18 protein-coding genes and 1 tRNA gene are annotated in these 21,425 nt (G+C 70.4%); 8 read left to right on the top strand and 11 right to left on the bottom strand.

Annotated elements, in window-relative coordinates:
• Positions 1-3 precede the first annotated feature (3 nt).
• Together ACH4TL_RS04855 and ACH4TL_RS04850 are read right to left on the bottom strand one after the other, a co-directional pair.
• Positions 4-969: a FecCD family ABC transporter permease gene (locus ACH4TL_RS04855; protein ID WP_398312094.1), complete on the bottom strand. Its 966-nt coding sequence runs from the start codon at positions 967-969 to the stop codon at positions 4-6.
• A gap of 56 nt (positions 970-1,025) precedes the next feature.
• Positions 1,026-2,063 carry an ABC transporter substrate-binding protein gene (locus tag ACH4TL_RS04850; protein ID WP_398312097.1) on the bottom strand — a complete coding sequence of 346 codons (1,038 nt, stop codon included), beginning with the start codon at positions 2,061-2,063 and terminating at the stop codon, positions 1,026-1,028.
• 572 nt (positions 2,064-2,635) lie between these two features.
• On the opposite strand from ACH4TL_RS04850, the gene ACH4TL_RS04845 reads away from it, so the two are divergent.
• The gene (locus tag ACH4TL_RS04845; protein WP_398312100.1) at positions 2,636-5,221 is read left to right on the top strand and encodes an SdrD B-like domain-containing protein; all 2,586 of its coding nucleotides are present in this window, start codon (positions 2,636-2,638) and stop codon (positions 5,219-5,221) included.
• Between the two features lie 184 nt (positions 5,222-5,405).
• Complete coding sequence (locus ACH4TL_RS04840; protein ID WP_398313668.1) at positions 5,406-6,086, top strand: hypothetical protein; 681 nt, start codon at positions 5,406-5,408, stop codon at positions 6,084-6,086.
• A gap of 7 nt (positions 6,087-6,093) precedes the next feature.
• Here ACH4TL_RS04840 and ACH4TL_RS04835 read toward each other — a convergent pair whose 3' ends face one another.
• On the bottom strand, positions 6,094-7,437 hold the full coding sequence (locus tag ACH4TL_RS04835) for a nitrous oxide reductase family maturation protein NosD (RefSeq protein ID WP_398312103.1): 1,344 nt from the start codon (positions 7,435-7,437) through the stop codon (positions 6,094-6,096).
• Positions 7,438-7,526: 89 nt separating this feature from the next.
• Here ACH4TL_RS04835 and ACH4TL_RS04830 point away from each other — a divergent pair, with 89 nt between their 5' ends.
• The 3 genes from ACH4TL_RS04830 (at position 7,527) to ACH4TL_RS04820 (ending at position 10,217) form a co-directional block, all read left to right on the top strand.
• Positions 7,527-8,705 carry a Dyp-type peroxidase gene (locus ACH4TL_RS04830; RefSeq protein WP_398312105.1) on the top strand — a complete coding sequence of 393 codons (1,179 nt, stop codon included), beginning with the start codon at positions 7,527-7,529 and terminating at the stop codon, positions 8,703-8,705.
• Between the two features lie 268 nt (positions 8,706-8,973).
• Entirely contained in the window at positions 8,974-9,828 is an 855-nt protein-coding gene (locus ACH4TL_RS04825) for a right-handed parallel beta-helix repeat-containing protein (RefSeq protein ID WP_398312108.1), read from the top strand.
• Positions 9,825-10,217 carry a hypothetical protein gene (locus ACH4TL_RS04820; RefSeq protein ID WP_398312111.1) on the top strand — a complete coding sequence of 131 codons (393 nt, stop codon included), beginning with the start codon at positions 9,825-9,827 and terminating at the stop codon, positions 10,215-10,217. The genes ACH4TL_RS04825 and ACH4TL_RS04820 overlap by 4 nt, the downstream gene beginning before the upstream one ends.
• A gap of 39 nt (positions 10,218-10,256) precedes the next feature.
• Here ACH4TL_RS04820 and ACH4TL_RS04815 read toward each other — a convergent pair whose 3' ends face one another.
• Complete coding sequence (locus ACH4TL_RS04815) at positions 10,257-11,015, bottom strand: S1 family peptidase (protein ID WP_398312114.1); 759 nt, start codon at positions 11,013-11,015, stop codon at positions 10,257-10,259.
• A 224-nt stretch (positions 11,016-11,239) separates the two neighbouring features.
• On the opposite strand from ACH4TL_RS04815, the gene ACH4TL_RS04810 reads away from it, so the two are divergent.
• Positions 11,240-11,884, top strand: coding sequence for a response regulator (locus tag ACH4TL_RS04810; protein WP_398312117.1), 645 nt, complete (start codon positions 11,240-11,242; stop codon positions 11,882-11,884).
• Here ACH4TL_RS04810 and ACH4TL_RS04805 read toward each other — a convergent pair.
• Together ACH4TL_RS04805 and ACH4TL_RS04800 are read right to left on the bottom strand one after the other, a co-directional pair.
• Entirely contained in the window at positions 11,877-13,199 is a 1,323-nt protein-coding gene (locus ACH4TL_RS04805) for a sensor histidine kinase (RefSeq protein WP_398312120.1), read from the bottom strand. The two genes, ACH4TL_RS04810 and ACH4TL_RS04805, sit on opposite strands and share 8 nt — an antisense overlap.
• A 105-nt stretch (positions 13,200-13,304) precedes the next feature.
• Complete coding sequence (locus ACH4TL_RS04800) at positions 13,305-14,099, bottom strand: hypothetical protein (protein WP_398312123.1); 795 nt, start codon at positions 14,097-14,099, stop codon at positions 13,305-13,307.
• 45 nt (positions 14,100-14,144) lie between these two features.
• Here ACH4TL_RS04800 and ACH4TL_RS04795 point away from each other — a divergent pair, with 45 nt between their 5' ends.
• Entirely contained in the window at positions 14,145-14,312 is a 168-nt protein-coding gene (locus ACH4TL_RS04795; RefSeq protein ID WP_398312126.1) for a hypothetical protein, read from the top strand.
• A gap of 844 nt (positions 14,313-15,156) precedes the next feature.
• Here the strand turns inward: ACH4TL_RS04795 and ACH4TL_RS04790 are convergent.
• Together ACH4TL_RS04790 and ACH4TL_RS04785 are read right to left on the bottom strand one after the other, a co-directional pair.
• On the bottom strand, positions 15,157-15,492 hold the full coding sequence (locus tag ACH4TL_RS04790) for a deoxyxylulose-5-phosphate synthase (protein ID WP_398312129.1): 336 nt from the start codon (positions 15,490-15,492) through the stop codon (positions 15,157-15,159).
• A gap of 510 nt (positions 15,493-16,002) precedes the next feature.
• A tRNA-Arg gene (locus ACH4TL_RS04785) sits at positions 16,003-16,075 on the bottom strand.
• 398 nt (positions 16,076-16,473) lie between these two features.
• Here ACH4TL_RS04785 and ACH4TL_RS04780 point away from each other — a divergent pair.
• The gene (locus ACH4TL_RS04780; protein ID WP_398312132.1) at positions 16,474-17,676 is read left to right on the top strand and encodes an exo-alpha-sialidase; all 1,203 of its coding nucleotides are present in this window, start codon (positions 16,474-16,476) and stop codon (positions 17,674-17,676) included.
• A gap of 57 nt (positions 17,677-17,733) precedes the next feature.
• Here ACH4TL_RS04780 and ACH4TL_RS04775 read toward each other — a convergent pair whose 3' ends face one another.
• Genes ACH4TL_RS04775 through ACH4TL_RS04765 form a run of 3 tightly spaced genes read right to left on the bottom strand, consistent with a single transcriptional unit; the run spans position 17,734 to position 21,394 of the window.
• The gene (locus ACH4TL_RS04775) at positions 17,734-19,524 is read right to left on the bottom strand and encodes an IucA/IucC family protein (protein ID WP_398312135.1); all 1,791 of its coding nucleotides are present in this window, start codon (positions 19,522-19,524) and stop codon (positions 17,734-17,736) included.
• A complete protein-coding gene (locus ACH4TL_RS04770) occupies positions 19,521-20,093 on the bottom strand; it encodes a GNAT family N-acetyltransferase (protein WP_398312138.1) in 573 nt (190 codons plus the stop codon). Before ACH4TL_RS04770 ends, ACH4TL_RS04775 begins: the two co-directional genes overlap by 4 nt.
• Positions 20,090-21,394, bottom strand: coding sequence for a lysine N(6)-hydroxylase/L-ornithine N(5)-oxygenase family protein (locus ACH4TL_RS04765; RefSeq protein WP_398312141.1), 1,305 nt, complete (start codon positions 21,392-21,394; stop codon positions 20,090-20,092). The genes ACH4TL_RS04770 and ACH4TL_RS04765 overlap by 4 nt, the downstream gene beginning before the upstream one ends.
• Positions 21,395-21,425 lie beyond the last annotated feature (31 nt).

Genomic DNA, 21,425 nt, shown 5'->3' with positions numbered 1-21,425 from the left:
CAGTCAGTCCAAGCCCTTGTCGCGGCGCAGTAGCCACAGGAAGAAGGGGGCGCCGAGCAGGGCGGTGAGGATGCCCAGCGGCAGTTCGTCGGGGCGGTTGAGGGTGCGCGAGAGCAGGTCGACCAGCACCAGGTAGAGCGCCCCGAGCAGGGCGGTCAGGGGCAGGAGCCGACGGTGGTCGGCGCCGATGGTCAGGCGCACCAGGTGCGGGATCATCAGGCCGACGAAGCCGATGCTGCCGGCGACCGCGACGACGGTGCCGGTCAGCAGCGCGCTGAGGACCAGCAGGACGGCGCGCAGCCGGTTGACGTCGACACCGAGGGCGGTGGCCGTCTCGTCGCCGGCCAGCAGCACGTTGAGGCGGCGGCCGAACAGGGACAACAGCGCGGTGGTGAGGAGCACGACGGCCGTGACGGCCGGGAGTTGGCCCCACTGGGCCCCCGCGACGCTGCCCAGCATCCAGAACATCACCGTGCGCAGCTCGGCAGGGGTCGCCTGGAGCTGGACATAGCTCGTCGCGGAGAGGAAGACGTAGCCGACGGCGACGCCCGCCAGCACCAGCCGGGTCGGAGCCATCCGCCCCCGCCGCTGCCCGAGCAGGAAGACCAGCGCCCCGGCCACGACCGCACCGAGGAAGGCCGCCGCCGACACCCCGAGCCCGGCGAGCGCCACGCCGCCACCGAGGGTGATGACGAGGACCGCGCCGAGGGTGGCGCCGTAGGAGAAGCCCAGCACGATGGGATCGGCGAGCGGGTTGGACACCACGGTCTGGAGCACCGCGCCGGAGACGGCGAGACCCGCACCGGCCAGGGCCGCCAGGACCACCCGCGGAGTGCGGAAGTTCCACACGATCTGGTCGAGCGCCGGATCGGACGGCGCCGACCCCACGCCGGTGACGTGGTGAAGGACGATGCCCCACACATCGCCGAACGGAACGCCGACCGCGCCGACGCTGATCGCCACGATCATGCAGGCGGCGAGCGCAAGCGTGAGAAGCAGGCAGGCCAGCGGGACCTTGAGACGGCTCAGAAGGCGTCGGGGTGCAGCATCTTCGCTATCTTCGCCACGGCCACGTCGTTGCTGGGGCCGAGGTACATCGAGTCGGACAGCGTCACGTACGTCTTGTTCTTGGCCGCCGGCCACTGGGGGAACTCCTTGAGCAGTTTCTGGGCGTAGGCCGCCGGGTCGGGGTCGTTGTAGCTGATGACGACGAGGGCGTCGATGTCGGTGGCGGCCACTTTCTCCTTGCTCAGATCGGCGAAAGTGGCCTGGGTGGCGCCCTCGAAGGCGTTGGAGCCGCCGGACTTGGCGAGGATGTCGTTGACGATGCCTTTGGCGAAGATGGAGCTGAAGTCGTTGCTGCCCATGGGCATGTGGGAGAACACCACCATGACCTTCGGCTTCTTCTTCCCCTCGACCTTGCTTGAGACCGCCGCGATGCGTTTCTCGTTGGCGGCGATCAGCTTTTCGGCCTTGCCGCCGACGTTGAAGATCTTTCCCATGTCGCGCAGCAATGTGTAGCTGTCGGCGATGGTCATCTTGGCGGGATCGTCGTCGCAACCCTGAGGCGAGACATAGCTGTTGGCGCCGATCCCCTTGAGCTGATCGCGGGTGGCGAATCCATTCTTCTGGTCGAAGCCGTACGTGGTGACGGACAGGACGAGATCGGGGCGCAGGCCGAACATTGCCTCGCGCGGGATGTCGCGGGCGTCGCCGGGTTTGCCAGTCCCGGTGGGCAGCTTCCTGATGGCATCGGCCCGGCCGGGTACCTCGGACATGCCGTAGCCCTGCTGGTTGGCCACGATCCTCTCGCCGAGCCCGAGGGCGAGCAGCGTGGATACCTCGGCGACGGAGGCACCGTTCATGACGACGACCCGGCCGGGCGCCTTCGTGAAGGTCTGCGTGCGGCCGCAGTTGTCGAGGGTCACCGGGTAACCGCCCTTCGCATCGGCCGCGCCGGGCGCCGCGTCACCCGGCCCTTTCGCGGACGACGATCCGCACGCTGCCGCGAGGAGACACAGGGCTGCGGCCACCGAAGTGGTGAGTGGCCGGTTCATCGACATGCGGGCCTCCGAGGGGGCGTACGGGCGGGGTAGAGGACGTCCGCAGTAGTAGTCGGGGTGAAAGGACAGCGAGTTCCCGGCAATTGAAGACCTGGATGGGCGCCCGCCCTCGGCCCGCCCCGGCAGCACCGACCGTCAACTCCGCGAGCGCGCCCCTGTCGCACATTCTTGCGGGCGTAATTCTCCGGGTGTTCGGGACTGTCGCCAATTCCCGTGAAAGCCAAGGGGCCTGCTGGTGACGACGGGACTCCAGCGGATACGATATCGCGCGCTGCTCGCGGTGGCGGTCGGTGAGGTCGACGGTGGGGGCGAGGGTGCCGTGATTGAGCTGCGAGAACTTACAATTCAGGGCGGTTCTGGCCAAAGCTCTGAACACGCGTTCGCTTTTCCCGGCCCACGGCACTTACGCCCCACCAACAACATCAGTAAACGTTTATCGCAATGCGGTCCACGCAACGGCAGTGGGCCCTTTTTCTTTTCCGTGCAAGAGGAGTGTGGAGTGTGGTGCCATGAACCGAGTAGACAGAGACGCTCGCCGGTCGCCCCGGAGGCTGGTGGAGCCCCTGGGGCGCATGGGGTTATCCGTTCTCCTGCTGGCAGGCGGCACGGTGGGAGCGGCGGCCGGACCGGCCTCCGCTTCGGACGCCGACGGCACGCTGACGGTCGAGGTCCTGCGTGACTTCTTCGGCACCGGCGTGGTCAACACGACGATGGACGTGCCGCAGCGGGGCATGAAGGTGGAGGTCTCCGACCCCGCCGGGCACCATGTCACCGGCGTCACGGATGCCACCGGAAAGGTCGTGGTGTCGCAGTCGGCGGTGCTGAGCGGCGGCCGGTACCGCGTCGACGTCAGCGTCCCGGCGCCGTACAGCGACTATCTGCGGGCGGCGCCCGCGTCGACGGCGGAGAACCACTTCGACAGCTTCACGTCGTTCGTGGACGTGTCGGACGGACAGGACGCCTCGGTGGTGACGGGGGTCTGGGATCCGGCCGACTACGCGCTGCCGGACTCGCGGTACTTCGTACCGGTCCACAACGGCGCCAACGGAACCGACACCCGGGCGTTGGTGGCCTTCGGGACGAAGACCCGGGGCACGTGTCCCACCAATGCGGCGTGCCCGGACACGCTGGCCACGCAGGCCCAGGTGGGCACGACGTACGGGCTGGCGTACGACAAGAACAAGAGCCGGGTGTTCCAGAGCGCGTTCGCCCGCCGGTACGCCCCCTACGGGCCGAAGGGCGCCGGCGCGATCTACACGGTGCCCGTCGACGGCTCGGGCGCGCCGGAGCTGTTCGCCCAGGTGCCGGGCGTCGGGACGACGCAGCACGACACCGCCAACATCATCAAGGATGCCGGGTTCACCGACGTCCCGGGCAAGGAGAGCATCGGTGGCCTGACCCTGTCGGAGGACGGCTCCACGCTGTACGCGGTGAACCTGCTGACCCGCAGCCTGGTGAGCTTCGACGCGACAGGGGCCACCGCCTCGGAGCCCGAGGCGACGGTGCCGATCCCGGACCCGGGGTGCGCGAGCCCCGGCGACTGGCGGCCGTTCGGTCTCTCCGTCCACAACAACACGCTGTACGTGGGCGGCGTGTGCAGCGCGGAGAGCACGCAGCAGCGCGCGGACCTGAAGGCCGTCGTCTACACCTACGACGGCAGGCGGTTCAGCACGGTGCTGACCCACGCGCTCACCGACAAGCGCGGCAGCGTCTTCGGGTCCGGCGACAAGGCCACCCACTGGAACCCGTGGAACACCGGCCTGGACACGTGGGACGACCGGAAGTCGGGCGGCGTCTTCATCGATCCGCAGCCGGAGCTGTCCTCCCTCGCCTTCGCCCGCGACGGCTCGATGATCCTGGGTTTCCGCGACCGGTTCATGGACGTGCTCAGCTGGGGAGGTCTGGACCCCCGCGCCGGGAACGACACGGCGGAGAACGGCATGTCCGGTGGCGACATCACCATGGTCTGCGCCACTCCCACCGGTGAGTACCAGTGGGAAGGCACCGGGAGCTGCCCCAACCACGCCACCCCCGCCAACAGCGGCGGTCAGCCCGCCGATGTCGTCGAATACTTCCCGGGCGACACTTACGCCAACGCGCACCAGGAGACCGCGTTGGGGGCGGTGGCCTACATCCCGCAGCAGGAGTGGGTCGTCAGCACGGAGTTCGACCCGGTCGTCGACGTCGCGACCTCGGGTACCGGGTACCACAACATCACGACCGGTGAGGGCCCGGGCAACAACCCGGCTGCCAACGGGTTCCAGTTCGTCAGCCGGACACAAGGCGGCTTCGGCAAGGCCGGTGGGCTCGGTGACATCGCGTACGCGGCGGCGAACGCGCCGGTCCAGATCGGCAACGTCGTGTGGTTCGACGGCGACCACAACGGGATCCAGGACCCGGGGCACGTGCTGCTGCCGGGGGCGACGATCAACCTGCTGGACGCGGACGGCAAGCAGGTCGCCACGACCAGGACCGATGCCGCCGGTGAGTACTACTTCGGTGGGGTCGGCGCCGAGTACGAGCTGACTCCGGGGGCGAAGTACACGGTGCAGTTCGACGTGTGCACCGCGGACACCAGCAAGGTGCCCGAGCAGCCCCCGGCAGACGACCTGCGGTTCACGCTCCCGCGAGCCGGTGCGAACCGTGCGCACGACTCCAATGTGACCCCGCCGACCAGCGGGCGGTTGTGCAACGGCTCCGCGCCTGTCACGGCGCCGGACAAGCCGGGCGGGGTGGATCACACGATCGACGCCGGGGTGTACATCCCGAAGGCAACCCCGACCCCGAGCCCGACGCCGACGCCGACCTCGACCGCGTCACCCGACCCGACCCCGACGCACACTTCGCCATCGAAGCCGACCCCGGGCCCGGCCTCGCCATCAGCCGGTACGCCGCCAGGCAACCCGGCCCCGCCCGCCAACCCGGGCCCGGCCGCCAACCCGGGCCCGGCCGCCAACCCGGGCCCGGCCGCCAACCCGGGCCCGGCCGCCAACCCGGGCCCGGCCGCCAACGTGGCTCCGGCCGGCAGGAGTACGGGTTCGCTGGCGCACACCGGGCTGTCCCGGCTGCCAGAGGCGGTCGCCCTCGTCGGGCTGCTGGTGGGCACGGGCCTGGTGCTCGCGTACGTGAGCCGGAGGCGTCGCGCCCAGAAGCACTGAACGAACCGAACCGGACAACAGTGATCTGCCTGCCCGCGGCCTGGATGGCGCGGGCAGGCAGATCACGTCTCCAGAGAGGGCGAGCGTGAGAAGCAAGCAAGCCCGACCGGGCCGTGCGGCTGACCGGCGCCGATGGCTGCGGCCACGCTGGGTGGCAGCCGTCCTCGGCACGGCGGCCGTCGCTGTGACCGCGTTCCTGGTCATCGGCGGCGGCTCCGACCCCAGCGGTCCGCGCGCACTGACGACGGACGAGGCGGACCGGCTGGCGATGACGCGGTTCCGCAACTACGAGGCGCGCGGCCGCGCGGTGACGATCACCGTGCCGGGCACCGCCGGTGGGCTGACCGTCACCGGGTCCGTGGACTACCGGGGCAAGGTCGGTTACGGCGTGGTGCACGGCACCGGGCGCGAGACGTCGAGCGACGGGCTGATCCAGTGGACGGCCGCCTCGGTGTTCGTCCGCCCGATGGCGAACGCCCCGGCGCACGCACCCGCGTCGCCGCCCCGCTCGGGCTGGTACGGCCGCCCGTTGCAGTCGTCCGGCAGCTCGCTGGACAGTTCGCTGGCCATCGCGCTCAGCCTCGGCAGCGACCGGCCGGACAACGCCCAACTCATGCCGCAGAACGGCGCCGCCTGGTGGGGGCGCGACCAGGTGGACGGCCACCGGGTGGACGTCATGACCGGTCCTTCCTCCCGCGACCGCTCCGGTACGGCGAACAGGGTGCGCTACTGGGTCGGCTCGGACAGCACCATGTACCGGGTCCGCGTGAGCGTGGGTTCCGCGTCGCGGCCCGCGGTCATCGCCTTCGACACCCAGAAGTACGTACCGGTCAAGCCGGTCCCTGGAGTCACCCCGGCGCGGTAGCCGCCGTTCAGGGCGTCCGTACCCGTGCGTGCGCGGCGAGCAGGGACGACGGCGGCAGCGGGACGCCCGCCATGTCCGGCCGGGCCGGAACGGCCGGGACGGCGGTGGCGCCCGTGGTGGTGGCCTGGGGGAACTGAGGCTGTCGGCCGGGCGCCGCGACCTCGGTGAACGGGATGCCACCGGGCGCCTTCGGCATCGCCCATCTGCCGTCTGGCGAGGCCGACTTGGCGGGCCGCGGACAGGAGGCGGTTTTCGCGAGCCGGTCGGGCACCGTGCTGCGCAGCTCGTTGCCGCGCAGGCAGTTGCCCCGTCCCCGGGTGGCGGTGGGGAACGTCCAGCCGACGTCGACGCCGTTGCCGGTGAACGTGTTGTCCACGATCTGGTTGCCGACCGCAGGCAGGTCGGCGGTCGCGGTGATCACCAGCCCGGCGTTGCTGTTGTCGGCGACGCGGTTGCGGACGAACCTGTTGTCGCTGCCGCCGTCGACGCCGATGCCGGTGCCCCATCCGCCGTCGGCCTGCTCCGGGGTGGCGGGCTGCTGGTTGGCGGCGATCAGGTTGCCCGCGATGACGGCGTCCCGCTGCGGGAGCAGCTTCTCCTGGTGGTCGGAGTTGGTGGTCAGGCCGACCCGGTTGCCGACGAGACGATTGCGGACCACGTACATCTCGCCGCTGGCGTTGGTGCCCTCGTAACCGACCGCGTTGAGTTCGGCGACGTTGTCCCGCACCACGATGTGACACGGCTTGCACTGTCCGACGTAGATCCCCGAGTCGGCCCCACCCGAGGCGTACGAATGCTCGATGACACCGTTCTGCGCGGAGAACGCGTAGATCCCGTACAGCCCGTTGCGGGTCGCGGTCACGTACGAGACCAGGAACGACTTCAGGAAGGTGACGGGCTCGTCGCCGGTGTCGTAGCCGCCGCTCCGCCCCGGCAGCCCGGCGGAGGCCGCCGCCGCGGAACCGGTGACCAGGACCCCGTTCTGCGTGTTGTTCCGCACGGTCAGGTTCTGCACGGCCACTCCGGGCGCCGCGACGACGACACCGTTCGGCTGCCGCAGCCGTCCGTCGATGACGACCTTGTCCCGGGACGTGCCGCGAAGGGTGATGCGGGCCGTGTCGATCTTCACCGACTCGTGGTACGTGCCCGGGGCGATCAGCACCAGGTCACCGGGGTGGGCCAGGGACACCGCGGCCGAGATCGTCGGGGCATCGGCAGGCACGCGGAGCGTCACGTGCGCACCGGACGGCCGCCGGCCCTTGTCCGATCCGTCATCGCCACCGCTACAGCCGGACACAACTGCCAGCGTGCCCAGTACCGCCGCCACCACGCGAAGAGCTAATCGAGGCATGATCCCAGTCTGGCACCAATGCCCAATTGCGCGCCGTAATTGGCGAGATCGGCCCGCGCGCACGATTCGGGTGTGGCACCCTGCACACCATGCGCCGAGCCGATCACCCCCCGTCGCGCCGCACGTTCCTCGATGTCACCGGCGCCGCGGTGGCCGCCGGTCTGACCGCCGGGTGCACATCGGACTCCGCCCGGCCGGCCCCTGCTACAGGGGCCACTGCTACAGGGGCCACGCCGATGCCGGTCCGGGCGACGGGCCGTCATCAGGCGGGCATCACCCTTCCCCACCAGGCCCAGCGCAACCTGCTGGCCGTGGTGGCCGACCTCGGCGCCACCGTGGCCGTCGGCCCGTTGCTCGCCGACCTCGGCCGGGCCGTCCGCGCACTCACCGCGGGGACCGACCCGCGGCTGCTGGGTCTGCCGCCGGGCGACCTCACCGTGACCGTCGGCGTGGGCCCCCGGCTGGTGCGTAAGGCCGGTGCTTCGCTGCCCGGCGCGACGCTGCCCGGCGCGACCGACCTCCCGCGCTTCTCCCGCGAGCGGATCGCCCCGCGGGCACGCGGCGGCGACCTGCTGCTACAGATCTGCGCCAGCGACCCGGTCCTCCTCCCGGTCGTCGCCGCCGCGCTCCTGGACCACGCGGGTGACCGCATCGAGGAACGCTGGCGGCAGTCCGCGCGCCGCGGTACGGACGTGCCGGTCGGCAAGGGCCTCACCGCGCCACGAAACCCGCTCGGTTTCATCGACGGCATCGTGGGCCCGCACACGGCCGCCGAACAACGCCGCGACCTGTGGCTGGCCGGACCCCGTGCGGTCGCGGGCGGCACCCTTGCCGTACTGCGGCGCATGGAGCTCGACCTGTCCCGGTTCGCCGCCCTGTCCGTGGCCGAGCAGGAAGCGGTTTTCGGGCGGCGCCGCGCCACCGGCGTCCCCCTCTCCGGCGGCCCCGTGGCCTCGGGCCCGGACCTCGGCGCCAAGACACCGGACGGACGCTATCTCGTCCCCGCGGACGCCCATGTGCGCAGGGCGAACCCCACCGTGGTCGGCGCGGGCCTCATGCTCCGCCGCTCCTACACCACCGACGAGCCCGCCCCCGGCCTGCTCTTCATCAGCTTCCAGAACGACCTGCGGACCTTCACCGCCACCCTCACCCACATGGACACCGCCGACGCGCTGCTGCCCTTCACCACCACGACGGCCAGCGCGACCTTCCTGATCCTCCCCGGCTTCGACCGCCAACACCCGCTCGGCTCCAAGCTGTTCGGCTGACCGGCAGCGACTCGGACCAGGAGGGAGCGGGCGGTCGCCTTCCGCCCATCTGTTCCCCGGCGACGCTGGGCGGCCTGCTGGCCGCAGCGCTCCTGTGCGGCGGCTGCTCGGGAACGTCCACCACCGACGACCACGCCCCTGACCGCTCGGCCCGGCCCGCCACCATCCGGGTGCCGGACCAGGCACCGACGATCAAGGCAGCCCTCTCCCGAGCCCGCCCCGGCGACCTGGTGCTCGTCTCGCCCGGCGTGTACACGAGAGCGTGCGGGTGCGCACCGACCGCGTCGTGCTGCGGGGCACCGACCGCAACCGCGTCGTCATCGACGGCCAGGGCCGACGCTCCAACGGCATCGTGGTCACCGCCGCGGGCGTCTCCGTGGAGAACCTGACCGTCCGCAACCACCTCCTCAACGGGGTCCTGATCACCGGAATGAGCGACGCCGACGGCGGCCTCGCCCGCGGCGGCGACGGCTACGAGCACCTGGACCCGGACCGCTACCCGTCCCTCGACGGCTTCCGCGTCCGCTACGTCACCGCTCATGCCAACGGCCTGTACGGCATCTACGCGTTCAACGCCCGGCACGGCATCATCGAGCGCAACTACGCCTCTGGAAGTGCCGACTCCGGCCTCTACGCGGGCCAGTGCAAGCCCTGCCACGTACTCGTCCAGGACAACATCGCGGACCACAACGCCATCGGCTACGAGGGCACCAACGCCAGCGGACCCATCTGGGTGCTGCGCAACCGGTTCACCCGCAACCGGGTCGGTCTGACCGCCAACAGCGACTACCAGGAAACCTACGTACCCCAGACCGGCGGCGTGGTCGCCGGAAACCTGGTCTCCGACAACAACGCCCGCGACACCCCGGAGCAGGCGGACGGCGGCTACGGGATCGGCATCGGCATCGGCATCGCCGGCGGGCAGCACAACCGGCTGCTGCGCAACCGCGTCAGCGGCAACTCACGCACCGGCATCGTCCTCGCCTCCCACGAGGACGTACTCCCCTTGAGCAACCGGCTGGAGCACAACACCCTGTCCCGCAACGCGGTCGACATCACGTACCAGGCTTCGGAGCGAGCCCCAGGGCCGTTGCCTTCGAGGAGGGCGAGTCCGGTCCCGTGACGCCAGTCGAGGCGGCCGGTGAGCCGGGCGGGGTGCTCCCCGCGCACCCACCCCGCCACGGCTGGGCCCGACGCGCGCTCACGACCCGGGCGTCCACCATCGACACCACGCTGCTCCTGCTGCTCAATCTGGCGGCCGACCGCCCCGACAACGCCCGACTGCTGCTCCGCAGCGGCGCCCGTCGCCTCGGTAGGGAGAAAGTGGCAGGAGTTCCCGTCACGGTGTTCGCCGGCCCGTCCGCCACCAAGCCCCAAGCCACCGCCCCCAAGGCCGCCCGCCTCGCCCCCGGCCGCACCCGCTACTGGATCGCCGCGGACGGCAGACTCCGCCGCTTCTCGGCCCGGCTGGCCGGCGGCACCGAATGGCTGGTCGCAACGTTCTCCACGTGACCTCCCATGCCGTCGTCCAGGCGTAGGAGCCGCCGCCGGTCATTCCGCGGTGGCCCGCTCGACCCAATCGCGGTGGGCGGTCAGGTCGGTGTAGATGCCGGGGCCGGTGGCACACTTCGGATCGGCGTCGCCGTCGCGGCTGGTCGCCCCGATCAGTTCCCACCGCCCGGGACGGCCCTTGATCTGCGGCCCGCCGGAGTCGAGCACGCACGCCTGCGCGTTCTTCGTGGGGCTGTCGGTACACAGCTCGTTGTCCGCGTGGTAGTTCTCGCTGCACCGGTCGCCAGGGACGATCTTGGTGTCCAGTTCCTGTAGCCGGATCGGGGGGTGCGGGCACTCGCTGCCGTCCTCGCAGGTCATTCCCCATCCCATGATCCGCGTGTCGGTGCCCGGACGCCCGGAGTCAGCGGCCAGCTTGATGGGCTTCGCGTCCACGGGGTGGTCCAGCTTCATCACGGCCACGTCGTTGCGGAACGGCTCGTAGGAGAAGTCCGGGTGTGCGGTGACCTTGGTGACCTTCGCCTCGGCACCCTTCGTACGATCGTGGTCGCCGACCCGGACGGAAAGCTGCTGCGGCCTCACGTTCACCGCGCAGTGCCCGGCGGTCACGATCCAGTCCGGTTTGATCAGTGAGGCCCCGCAGTAGTGGTGGCCGTCCTTCCGCACGCTCACCATGAACGAGTACGGGGACGTGGCGCCGTGCCCCCCGATGATCGCCGATGCCGACGGTGCCGTTGCCATGGTGAGCGTGATCGCCCCCGCCACCGCGCACAGTGCCGCTTTGCCGCGCCTGGCCATCTGCCCTCTGTCCTCTCGAACTTCTGGATTCTCTGGATCCGAACATCCACATCGGGCCCGGCCGGACCCGACACCGTCGATCCTGTCCCGGTCGGCAGCCTCGGCGCGTCACCCTTTGCGCTCGGGCGGACGTGCCCGAAAGTCGTACGCTGAGCTGCTGGCAGGCGTCGGCGGATACCGTGTACAGGCGATGTCGCAGGTGAGCGGACGAGGAGGTGGCGTGAGTGACCGTCAAGGTGGTCCTCCTCGATGATGAGAAGTTGGTGCGCAAGGGCATCCGGATGATCCTGCACGCCGAGCCGGACATCGAGGTGGTCGCCGAAGGCGATGACGGCTCGGTGGCGGTGGACCTGGTTGCCAAGCACCGCCCGGACGTGGTGCTCACCGACATCCAGATGCCCCGCGTCGGCGGCCTGGAGGTCGCCCGGCAGCTCGCCGCGCTGCCCGACCCTCCCGCCGTCGCGGTGCTCACCACGTTCGACGTCGACGAATACGTCTACGCCGCACTCCAGCACGGCGCGGCGGGGTTCCTGCTCAAGGACACCTCGCCGCGCGAGTTGGCCGAGGCGGTACGGGTCCTCGCGCGCGGCGAGGCGATGCTCTCCCCGCGCATCACCACCAAGCTGCTGGCCTTCTTCGCCACGGGCGCGGCCGCCCCGCGAGCGCATGCGCGGCTGGCGGAACTGACCGCCCGCGAGCGCGAGGTCGCCGTGGCAGTCGCCCAGGGCCACAGCAACTCCCAGATCGCCAACGACCTGTACGTGAGCGAGTCCACCGTCAAGGTCCATGTCAGCCGGATCATGACCAAGCTCGACGCCGCCAACCGCACCCAGGTCGCGCTCATCACGCACGACGCGGGCCTCACGTGATCGTGGGCGCTCCAGGCACCGACACGGGCAGCGCGGCATCGATCCGGAAGCCGCCGTCACCGGTGGGCCCGGACTCGATGGTGCCTCCGGCCAGGCGGACCCGCTCCGTCAGCCCGATCAGCCCGTGTCCCCCGCTGGGCAGCAGTGGCCCACCGTCGGCAGTCTTCTCGGACGGTCCGTTGACGATCCGTACCCGCAAGTTCGCCGGACCGAAAGCGAGTTGAATCCGCGTCGTGGCGCCCGGGGCGTGCTTGTGCACGTTGGTCAGAGCCTCCTGTACGACCCGGTGAGCGGCCCGCTCGACCGGCTCCGCCAGCGGCTGCGGCGCGCCCTCGACGTGCACGGTGACCGGCAGCCCGGCGGTCCGGGAGCCGTCGGCCAGCTCGTCGATCCCGCCGACGACCGCGCCGGGGACGGGCCGCTGCCCGTCCGACGCCGCAGGCACCGCGGCCCCTGACCCCGCGGCGTCCGGGCCATCGCCCGGCCCGTTCCTGAGCAGCCCCAGCATCTCGCGGAGTTCGGTGAGCGCGCGCCGACCGGCCGTCTGGATGATCCGCGCGGTCTCGCCCGTCACCTCCGGGTCGTGAGCGACGGCGCTGAGCGCGTTGGCGTGTACGACGATCAGACTCACCTGGTGGGAGACCACGTCGTGCATCTCCCCGGCGATGCGCCGACGCTCCTCTTCCCGCGCGGCCTCGACGACGAGCCGCTGCTCCCGCTCGGCACGCTCCGCCCGTTCGACGAGACCGGCGACGACGGCCCGCCGTTGGCCCACATAGAGCCCCAGCAGCAGCGGCACCAGGCAGGAGAAGACGAAGTTCACCGAGAACCAGAGCGCCACGGTCCGGAAGTCGGACCATCCCGCCGCGTTCCAGGGCGCGAGCCCCACCAGCCCGACACCGGCCGAGACCCAGACGGCCCGGCGGCTGTGCGGGCCGCGATAGGCGCCCTCCGCGTAGTAGGCGAGGGGCGTCGCGAAGGCCGACACATGGAGGACCTTGGCGAGCAGCCCGACCCCGAGCACCAGCTCGGGCGCCCGGCGCCGCGCGAGCAGCGGCAGACCGCTCATGGCGGCGATCAGCAGGTTCGCCCAGGGAGCAGCCGGTCCCAGGTAGGGGTTCTTGAGACTGCTCCACACCGCGAGCACCAACGCGACGACCGTCAGCCCCAGATCCGCGACCCGCGCCGACAGCAGGTGCGAACGCGGCACGGGCCGCGCCACGAGGCTCTGCGCCACGCCCCCATCGCCGGACGGCAGGAGCGTCCTGCGGCGCAGCGTGTTCCCGAGCTGGCGGATGCGACTGGTGGTACTCACCAGGCGAGGATAAAAGGCGCCGCCGAACCGGATTCCGGCGGAGGTCCGTCGCGCGGTCGCAGAACAGGCCGGTCGCGTTCTCGGCCGAGGGGGATGCTCGACGCGTCAGCTTCCGAGTATGTCGATGAGATGGTCGTCCAGGTCGGCGACGAACCTCTCGTGTCGCCAGGGCCGCAGTGCTTTGCGCGCCTGGCACAGGCGAAGCGCAGGCACGCGCCCGCCGGTGTTGGCGGCGGTGTCGACGCAGTCGTGGAGGAGGTCGACTGCCCGCTCCGGGGCGTCGAGGCGGATGCAGGCCAGGGCCTGGTCGGTGGTGACGATGACCCGCTGCACCCGTTCACGTGGCGTTCTCAGGGCCTTCGCGCTGCTGGCGAAGACGTCGTGGGCGACTGCCGCGTCTCCTACGTACAGCTGGCACAAGCCCTCGAAGCCCCGCAGGTGATCAGCGCTGAAGCTCGCTGGCACCGGATCGCCGTCCGCGTCGCGTTCGACGTCGTACCAGGCAAGTGCCAGCGCGGTCTGTGCTTGCCGCTCGGCGTCCGACCGGGCGGCGATATCGGCCCGGAGCGCGTGGGCTCGGGCCCGTACGCGAATGCTGTCGCCGGTGCGGGCGTCGCGTACCGCGGCCTCGACCAGCCCACGGGCCGTGTCGATTCCGGGGGCGGAGTACAGCGTGACCAGGGCGTGGCTCATATGGACGATGGCCCGGCGCCACGTGGCATCGAGCAGCCCTGCCGTGTCCGTCGCGGCCGCGTACAGGGCGCGGGATGCCTGGTCGTCATGGGTCTCGAACGCCAGCCGCCCGGCGAGGGTGTACGCCTCAGCGGCGACCGTGCGTAACCCGGGCAGCAGCGGCTCGGGCGCACCGCCGGTCAGGAGGCGTCGGCAGGACTCGGTCACGGGGGCGAGCAGGAGTTGCAGTCGAGGGAAGGGGAGTGATCCTACTTGCGCGCTGACGTCTTCGACTGCCGTCCGCAGGCCGTCGAGGAGCACGTCATCGGCGAGCGCCGGATTCGCGAGCGCCGCCGCCACGGACCCTCGGGTGGTGGGGCCGAGCAGGGCGAGGAGACCGGTCCCGTCGTCGGTAGCCGTGCGGACCAGAAGGGTGCCTAGTGGGGCGCGGACCAGCTGTCCGGCGAGGCAACCGGTGACAGGAAGCTCAGCCCCGGTCGGTCCGCAAGGCGTATGTCGTCCTCAGCCGCGTTCTTGGCTACGCGGTCATCGCCCGTCGTCTGGCGGTCAACCGTAGCTGTCAGCGTGCCGAAGGCGGCACCGGCTGACCACGTGTACCTGGACGATATACAAGTAGACACGTTGGTCAACGCGTCGGGCGCCTACCGGGTGTTCATCCTGCCGTTGGCCTACACCCGCCTGCGCTGGGGCGAGGCTGAAGGTGGGCCGCGTCGATCTGGACTCCTGTCGGGCCCATGTCGTTGAGGCATACGTCGAGGACAACGGCAAGCTCTACCTCGACACTCCCAAGAGCCATGAGCGTCGGTCTGTACCGATCCCGCGGTTCGTGGCTGAGGAGTTGAAGCCCCACACAGGGGCGGGGAGATGAGGAACTGCTCTTCGCCGCCCCGCAGGGCGGTCCACTGCGGGCGCCCACAACTTTCGCCAGCGGTTCTTCGCACCGGCGGTCGGGAAGGCCGGGCTGGGGCACCTCAAGGTCGCCCCGCACAAGCTGCGGCATACGGCGGCTTCGCTGGCCATCGCCAGCGGCGCGGGCTCCCGGACCGGCTGGACGAGGTCTCGAAGAAAATGCACAAGCGCCGATCCAGGCAACTGGCCAAGGCGAAGGCCAAGCTGGAGAAGGCGGAGAAGGAGGCCCGCAAGGCTGCCGAGGCTGTGGCCGTCCTAGAGGATCCCGCGGCGTGATGTGTGCCTTGTGCGTGCTGGGTATGACAGGCAGGGGGCGCTTCGGCGGCGCGGCGGAACGCCGCCTGCTTTCGGGCTGCTAGGGCAGGTCGCGGCGGACCAACGCCTGAGCGAATGGTTCTCCGGTGGCCCGCGCGTGGGCCATCCGCTCGCGTACCTCGCCGAGGGTGCGTGGGCGGTAGCCGGGGCCGCCGCAGCAGCTCTTGCGGAAGCGCACACCGGCGTGCAGCAGCACGGAGAGGGTGCGCCAGGCGGCGGTGTCCCGCCTCTTGGGTGCAGCGAAGGCGGAGCCGACGTGGATCAGCGGTTCGGCGCAGCGTGGACAGACCCGGTCGTGGTCGTGGTAGCCGGGGTAGGGCTGCTTGTACGAGGCCCGGCAGGGCAGGCAAACGTACGAGGTCTTTCCGTGGGCCATGCGGGAAGGGTAGAGCCGCCACAGGGTCGGGCTCGACAGATTTCCGGCATGCTGCGCAGGCTCTTCAGCAAAGGTTGGGCGGCGACGGCTGACCGTGGCGTCAGCAGCATCCCCGGCGGCCAGCTCACTGATCTCCTTGGGGACCTCGCGGTCGTCATACACGAAGAGCCTTGCGTCGACGATGTGGGTCTCCGGTTGCCAGCCGAGACGACGGCCCGCTTCGCGTGCAGCACGACGGACGTCCTTCAGCCCGCCCATCTCCCCAAGATCCGCCACTGCTCAGGATCAGCTGCCCGTGGTAGCCCCGGGAGCGAGGCTCAACGAGGCCCGCGTTAGCCCCTCCACGCGGTCGACCAGCTTCTCGTACTGGCGCCGGGCCAGCTCCCTTCGCGGGCATATCGCACAGCTCCCCACCGCTACTCGCAGCAGCATGTGGGCCATGTGTGTGCTGCGAGTACGAAGGCCCTCCCGCCCGTTGGGCGGAAGGGCCTCTGACCAGGCACTTTGCTGTGCCCCCGGCAGGATTCGAACCTGCGACACCCGCTTTAGGAGAGCGGTGCTCTATCCCCTGAGCTACGGAGGCGGGGGGGCTGTCGGTGGTAGGGAACCGACTGACCACCCACAGCGTAGCGGATGCGGTCTTCGGGGTTCGCCCCCGTTGGGCGTACGACCGGCGGGGTGGTGTGTGTGCGGGGGAGGTATTGGGCGCGCAGCGATATAGGGCTTGTGCAACTATTGCGTACGCGCAGGGCGTCGTCTCGGCGGCCTGGAGCGGTGTGCGGGGCGGTGGTGTGTTCGGCCTGGTGGGGCTGACAGCCTGTTAGTGGTGCGTTAGTGGATCACTAATGGATCACCAGCGGCGACGAGCAGGCTTGTCGCAGGGTCCACAGGCGCTCGCCCCCCCCCACAACGTCAGGAAGGCTCATGTCAACAAGCACCAACCTCCGTTCACGTCCGGGCAGCAGGCCGGCGGCGTTCCTCATGACGCTCGTTGCCGCCCTCACCGCTCTCTCCCTCACGTCATGCCGCGGCGACCCTCCGCAGGACAGCGAGGACGGCGAGAGCGGAAAGGGCGCGGTGAGCAACAACGCGGCGCCCGGGGAGATGGCGGCCGCCAAGCCGCTGGGGGACGGCGGGTCGCTCTATCCGCGGGCGATTCGGCTGCGGCACAGCGGGGACGCGAACGGGCGCGTGCTCGCGTCGTCCGTCTCCCACAAGGGGGGCGATGGCGTGGGGGAGATTCAGGAGAGCACCGACGGTGGCGGGAGCTTCCGCCGCGTGGGGACCGTCTCCGACGACAAGGCCGCGGACGGCAAGGGGCTGTGCTGCGCGACGCTGTACGAGCTGCCGCAGCAGGTCGGGGACATGCCCGCCGGGACGCTGCTGTGGGCGGCCTCGTTCGGGCAGGACGAGAAGCCCGAGCCCCGGATGTCGATCCGGGTGTTCAAGAGCACCGATCACGGGCGGAACTGGAGCTATCTGTCCACGGTCGCCACCTCGCCGAACACCAGGGGGCTGTGGGAGCCGGAGTTCTCCATCGATGCCGAGGGGAACCTGGTCTGCCACTACTCCGACGAGACCGATCCGCGGCACAGCCAGAAGCTCGTCGCCGTGCGGTCGAAGGACGGCGTCTCGTGGAGCGGGCCTCGCGACACCGTGACCAGCAAGCTGGCGTCCGACCGGCCCGGGATGCCGGTGGTGCGGAAGCTGCCGAACGGCACGTACGTCATGTCGTACGAGATCTGCGCGGCCGGAGGCAAGTACTCCTGCGTGGCGCATCTGCGCACCTCGCGCGACGGATGGGACTGGGGCGACCCGGCCGACCTGGGCACCCGGGCGGAGACGGCGGACGGGAAGTACTTCCTGCACGCGCCGAATCTGGCCTGGGCGCCGGAGGAGGGGAATCCGCAGGGCAAGCTGCTGCTGGTCGGGCAGGCGATGTACAACAAGGACGGCAGCCGGGCCGAGGCCAGCGGGCGCACGATCTGGACGAACAGCAAGGGCGGGGAAGGGGCGTGGCGTGAGATCCCGGCGCCCGTCGCCGTGAAGTCCGACAAGCTCGACTCCTGCCCCAACTACAGCTCCAGCCTGCTGCCGTCGGAAGACGGCCGGAAGGTGCTGGAGGTCGCGACGGACTACGACGGTGGGGTGTGCCGTCCGTACGTCGCCACCGGGGGGTCGTGACGGAGGAGCAGCCGGGCACCGCTGCGGTGAGCGCAGCGGTGCCCGGCGCTCGAAGGCTCAGGCTCCCGCGGAGCGGAACGGCGCGATCGGGTTCTTCAGCGTGCCGATCAGCTGAAGCGCCCCCGCCGGGTCCTGGAGGTCGACCATCTCGCGGTTGTTGCGCAGCTGGAGCCGGTTGAGGCAGGACAGCGCGAAGTCCTCCGCGAACATGTCGTACTGCTTGAACTTGTCCGCGAGGTGCGGCATCGACTCCTGGTAGCCGCGCACGCTCGCGGCGACCGTCCGCCAGAAGGTGTCCTCCTCGACCAGGCCGTCGGAGACGAGGATGCCGTTGAGGAAGCGCAGGAAGCAGTCGAAGACGTCGGTGAAGACGGACAGCAGCTTCTTGTCCTCGGGGACCTCCGCGCGGATGCGCTCGACGGCCGGGGGCAGGACCGCGTCCGGGTCCATCACCGCGATCTCCTCGGCGATGTCCTTGAAGATCACGCGCTGGACCGCGCCGTCCTCGATGACCAGGATGACGTTCTCGCCGTGCGGCATGAACACCAGGTCGTACGCGTAGAAGCTGTGCAGCACCGGGGTGAGGTAGGCGTCCAGGTAGCGGCGGAGCCAGGCGGCCGGGGTGAGGCCGGATTCCTCGATGAGGGCGCTGACGAAGGAGCCGCCCTCGGCGTCGGTGTGGAGGAGGGAGGCCATGGTGGCGAGGCGCTGGCCGGGCTCCAGGGAGGCGACGGGGCTCTCGCGCCACAGCGCGGCGAGCATCTTGCGGTACGGGGAGTACCGGTTGGTGGCGGCCTCGTACTGGCGGTGGTGGTAGCCGATGGCGGCCCGCTCGCGGATGATCGAGAAGCGGGCGGCCTGGAAGACGTCGTCGGAGGCGATGACGCCCGCCAGCCAGTCGTTGATGGCCGGGGTGGCCTCCATGTAGGCGGCCGAGAGGCCCCGCATGAAGCCCATGTTGAGGACCGACAGGGCGGTCTTCACATAGTGCTTGGCCGGGTCGCTGGTGTTGAAGAAGGTACGGATCGACTGCTGCGCGAGGTATTCGTCCTCACCGGGGCCGAGCCAGACCAGCCGCTGCTGGGCGACCTCGGCGGCGAAGCTGACGGACAGCTTGTTCCACCACTGCCAGGGGTGCACCGGCAGCAGGTGGTAGTCGGCGATGTCGAGGCCGAGGCCGCTGAGGGTGTCCGCGAAGCGGGCCCGGGTCTCCTCGCTCAGCTCGGCGCGGACCAGCGCGTCGTAGTCGAGGTCGGCGGACGCGGTGAAGGTGGAGTGGTCGCGGTGCGCGGCCAGCCAGACCAGCTGGACGGGGCTCGCGGTCTCCGGGGCGTACGAGAGGTACTCGTGGATGCCGAAGCCGAGCCGTCCGTTGTTGGCGACGAAGCAGGGGTGGCCCTCGGTCATCCCCGTCTCGATCTCCTGGAAGCCGGACTTGGCGAGCTGCGCCGCGCCGACCGGCTCGGCGGCCAGCTTGTAGGCCGTACCGGAGAGGGTGGAGCTGATCTCCTCCAGGTACACGGGGAGGATGTCGTCGCTGAGGCCGAGGGCGCCGCGCAGCTCGATGAAGAAGTCGAGGGCGTCCAGCGGGCGCTGCGCGCCGTCCCGGCCGTGGCGGGTGATGCTGTCCGCGTCGACCAGCCAGTGGTCCAGGGTGAGGACGCGGGCGGCGAAGCGGTAGGTCACCGAGCCGTCGTCGCTTTCGACGGCGTACCGGCCGTCGCCGATGGGTTCGGGCTTCAGCAGGCGCTCGTGGGCGAATTCGGCGAGTGCCTTGCGTATGAGGAGGCGGCCCGCCCGCTCCCACAGGTCGGGCGTGAGGTGGGCGACGGCGTCGCGGGGGCTCATCGGGATACTCCTTGCGCGGCGCGCGCGGCGGCGAAGCGCTCGCGCGTGCAGGTACTGAGGTAGGCGTCCTTCTCCGGTTTGGCGATCTTCTCGACGACGTCGAAGCCGACCGCCGCGTTCAGCGCGTGCACCGCGTCGTTGCGGACGTCGGGCTCGACGACGACGCGCCGGACGGCGGGGTCGTCGAAGCAGAACTCCATGACGGTGGTGATCACGGCGAGGGTGAAGCCGTGTACCGGGGTGTCGGTCGGCGCGCACAGGAAGTGCATGCCGATGTCGCCCCTCTGGGGCTCGTACAGCCCCTTCAGCTCGACCTCGGCCGGGTCGTAGCGCTCGGCGAGGAAGGCGGGCTCGTTGTTGTGCAGGCCGATGAACGCCTCGTGGTGCGGATGGTCGGCGATCCTGCGGTATTCGGCCTCGGTGTCGGCGAGGGTCGCGTCCTGCATCATCCAGTAGGACGCCTTGGGGTGGGTCACCCAGCGATGCAGCAGCGCGGCGTCCGCCGCCGGGTCGAGGGTGCGCAGGGCGAAGCCGCCGAGGCGGTCGTCGTCACGCTTGAACACGGTCATGCCAGGGCTCCCTCCGGTGCGCCGAACTCCTGGAAGGCGATCGACTTCTCGACCGGGTACAGCTCGCGGCCCAGCAGCTCACGGATGATCCACGAGTTGCGGTACGGGCCCATGCCCAGGTCGGGGGAGGTGAGGCTGTGGGCCTGGGTGGCACCGTTCTGGAGGAAGATGCCGCGCCCGGTGGTGTCGATGCTGTAGTTGCGGGCGACGTCGAAGCGGCCGTGGCCGTCCCAGCGGATGCGGTCGCGCACCGGCTCCAGGAAGTCGGGAACCTGGTAGCGGTAGCCGGTGGCGAGGACGAGGCCCTGGGTGGTGAGGGAGAAGTCGCGCTCCTGCTCCTCGTGGCGCAGCCCGAGGGTGTACGTACCGGTGGACTCGTCGTACGAGGCGTCGGTGAGCGCGGTGTTGGTGAGCAGCCGGGTGGGCACCGGGCCGTCGACGGAGCGCTGGTAGAGCAGGTCGTAGATGGAGTTGATGAGGTCCGCGTCGATGCCCTTGAACAGGCCCTTCTGCTCGGACTCCAGCCGGTAGCGGGTGTCCTCGGGGAGGGCGTGGAAGTAGTCCACGTACTCCGGCGAGGTCATCTCCAGCGTCAGCTTGGTGTATTCGAGCGGGAAGAACCGCGGGGAACGGGTCACCCAGTTGAGGCGGTAGCCGTGGCTGCCGATGTCGGCCAGCAGGTCCTGGTAGATCTCGGCCGCGCTCTGCCCGCTGCCGACGATCGTGATGGACTCCTTGGCCTGGAGCGCCTCCTTGTGCTCCAGGTAGCGCCCGTTGTGCAGCAGGTCGCCGCCGAGCCCCCGGCAGGTCTCCGGGATGAAGGGCGGGGTGCCGGTGCCGAGCACCAGATGGCGGGCGCGGTGCTCGGTGGTCTCGCCGTTGGTGCGCCGGGAGCGCACGGTGTAGAGGCCGTCGGTGTCGTCGTAACGGACGCTCGTGACCTCGTGGCCGAAGCGCACGCCGGCGAGCTTGCCCGCCGCCCAGCGGCAGTACTTGTTGTACTCGGCCCGCAGCGGATAGAAGATCTCGCGGATGTAGAACGAGTACAGCCGCCCGGATTCCTTCAGGTAGTTGAGGAAGGAGTACGGGGAGGTGGGGTCGGCCAGGGTGACGAGGTCGGCCATGAACGGGGTCTGGAGGGTGACGCCGTCCAGCAGCATGCCCGGATGCCAGTCGAAGTCGGGCTTGCTCTCCAGGAACAGGCCGTCGAGCTCGTCGATCGGCTCGGTGAGGCAGGCGAGGCCCAGGTTGTAGGGGCCGAGGCCGACGGCGATGAAGTCGTATATGTGCGGGGATGACACGGTGGTTCTCCGAGGGGGACGTGCGGTCAGT

The organism is Streptomyces sp. NPDC021115 (assembly GCF_044333065.1).
GTDB lineage: Bacteria > Actinomycetota > Actinomycetes > Streptomycetales > Streptomycetaceae > Streptomyces.
The sequence above is the reverse complement of the archived record's forward strand: the minus strand, read 5'-3'. Positions and strand labels throughout refer to the sequence as shown.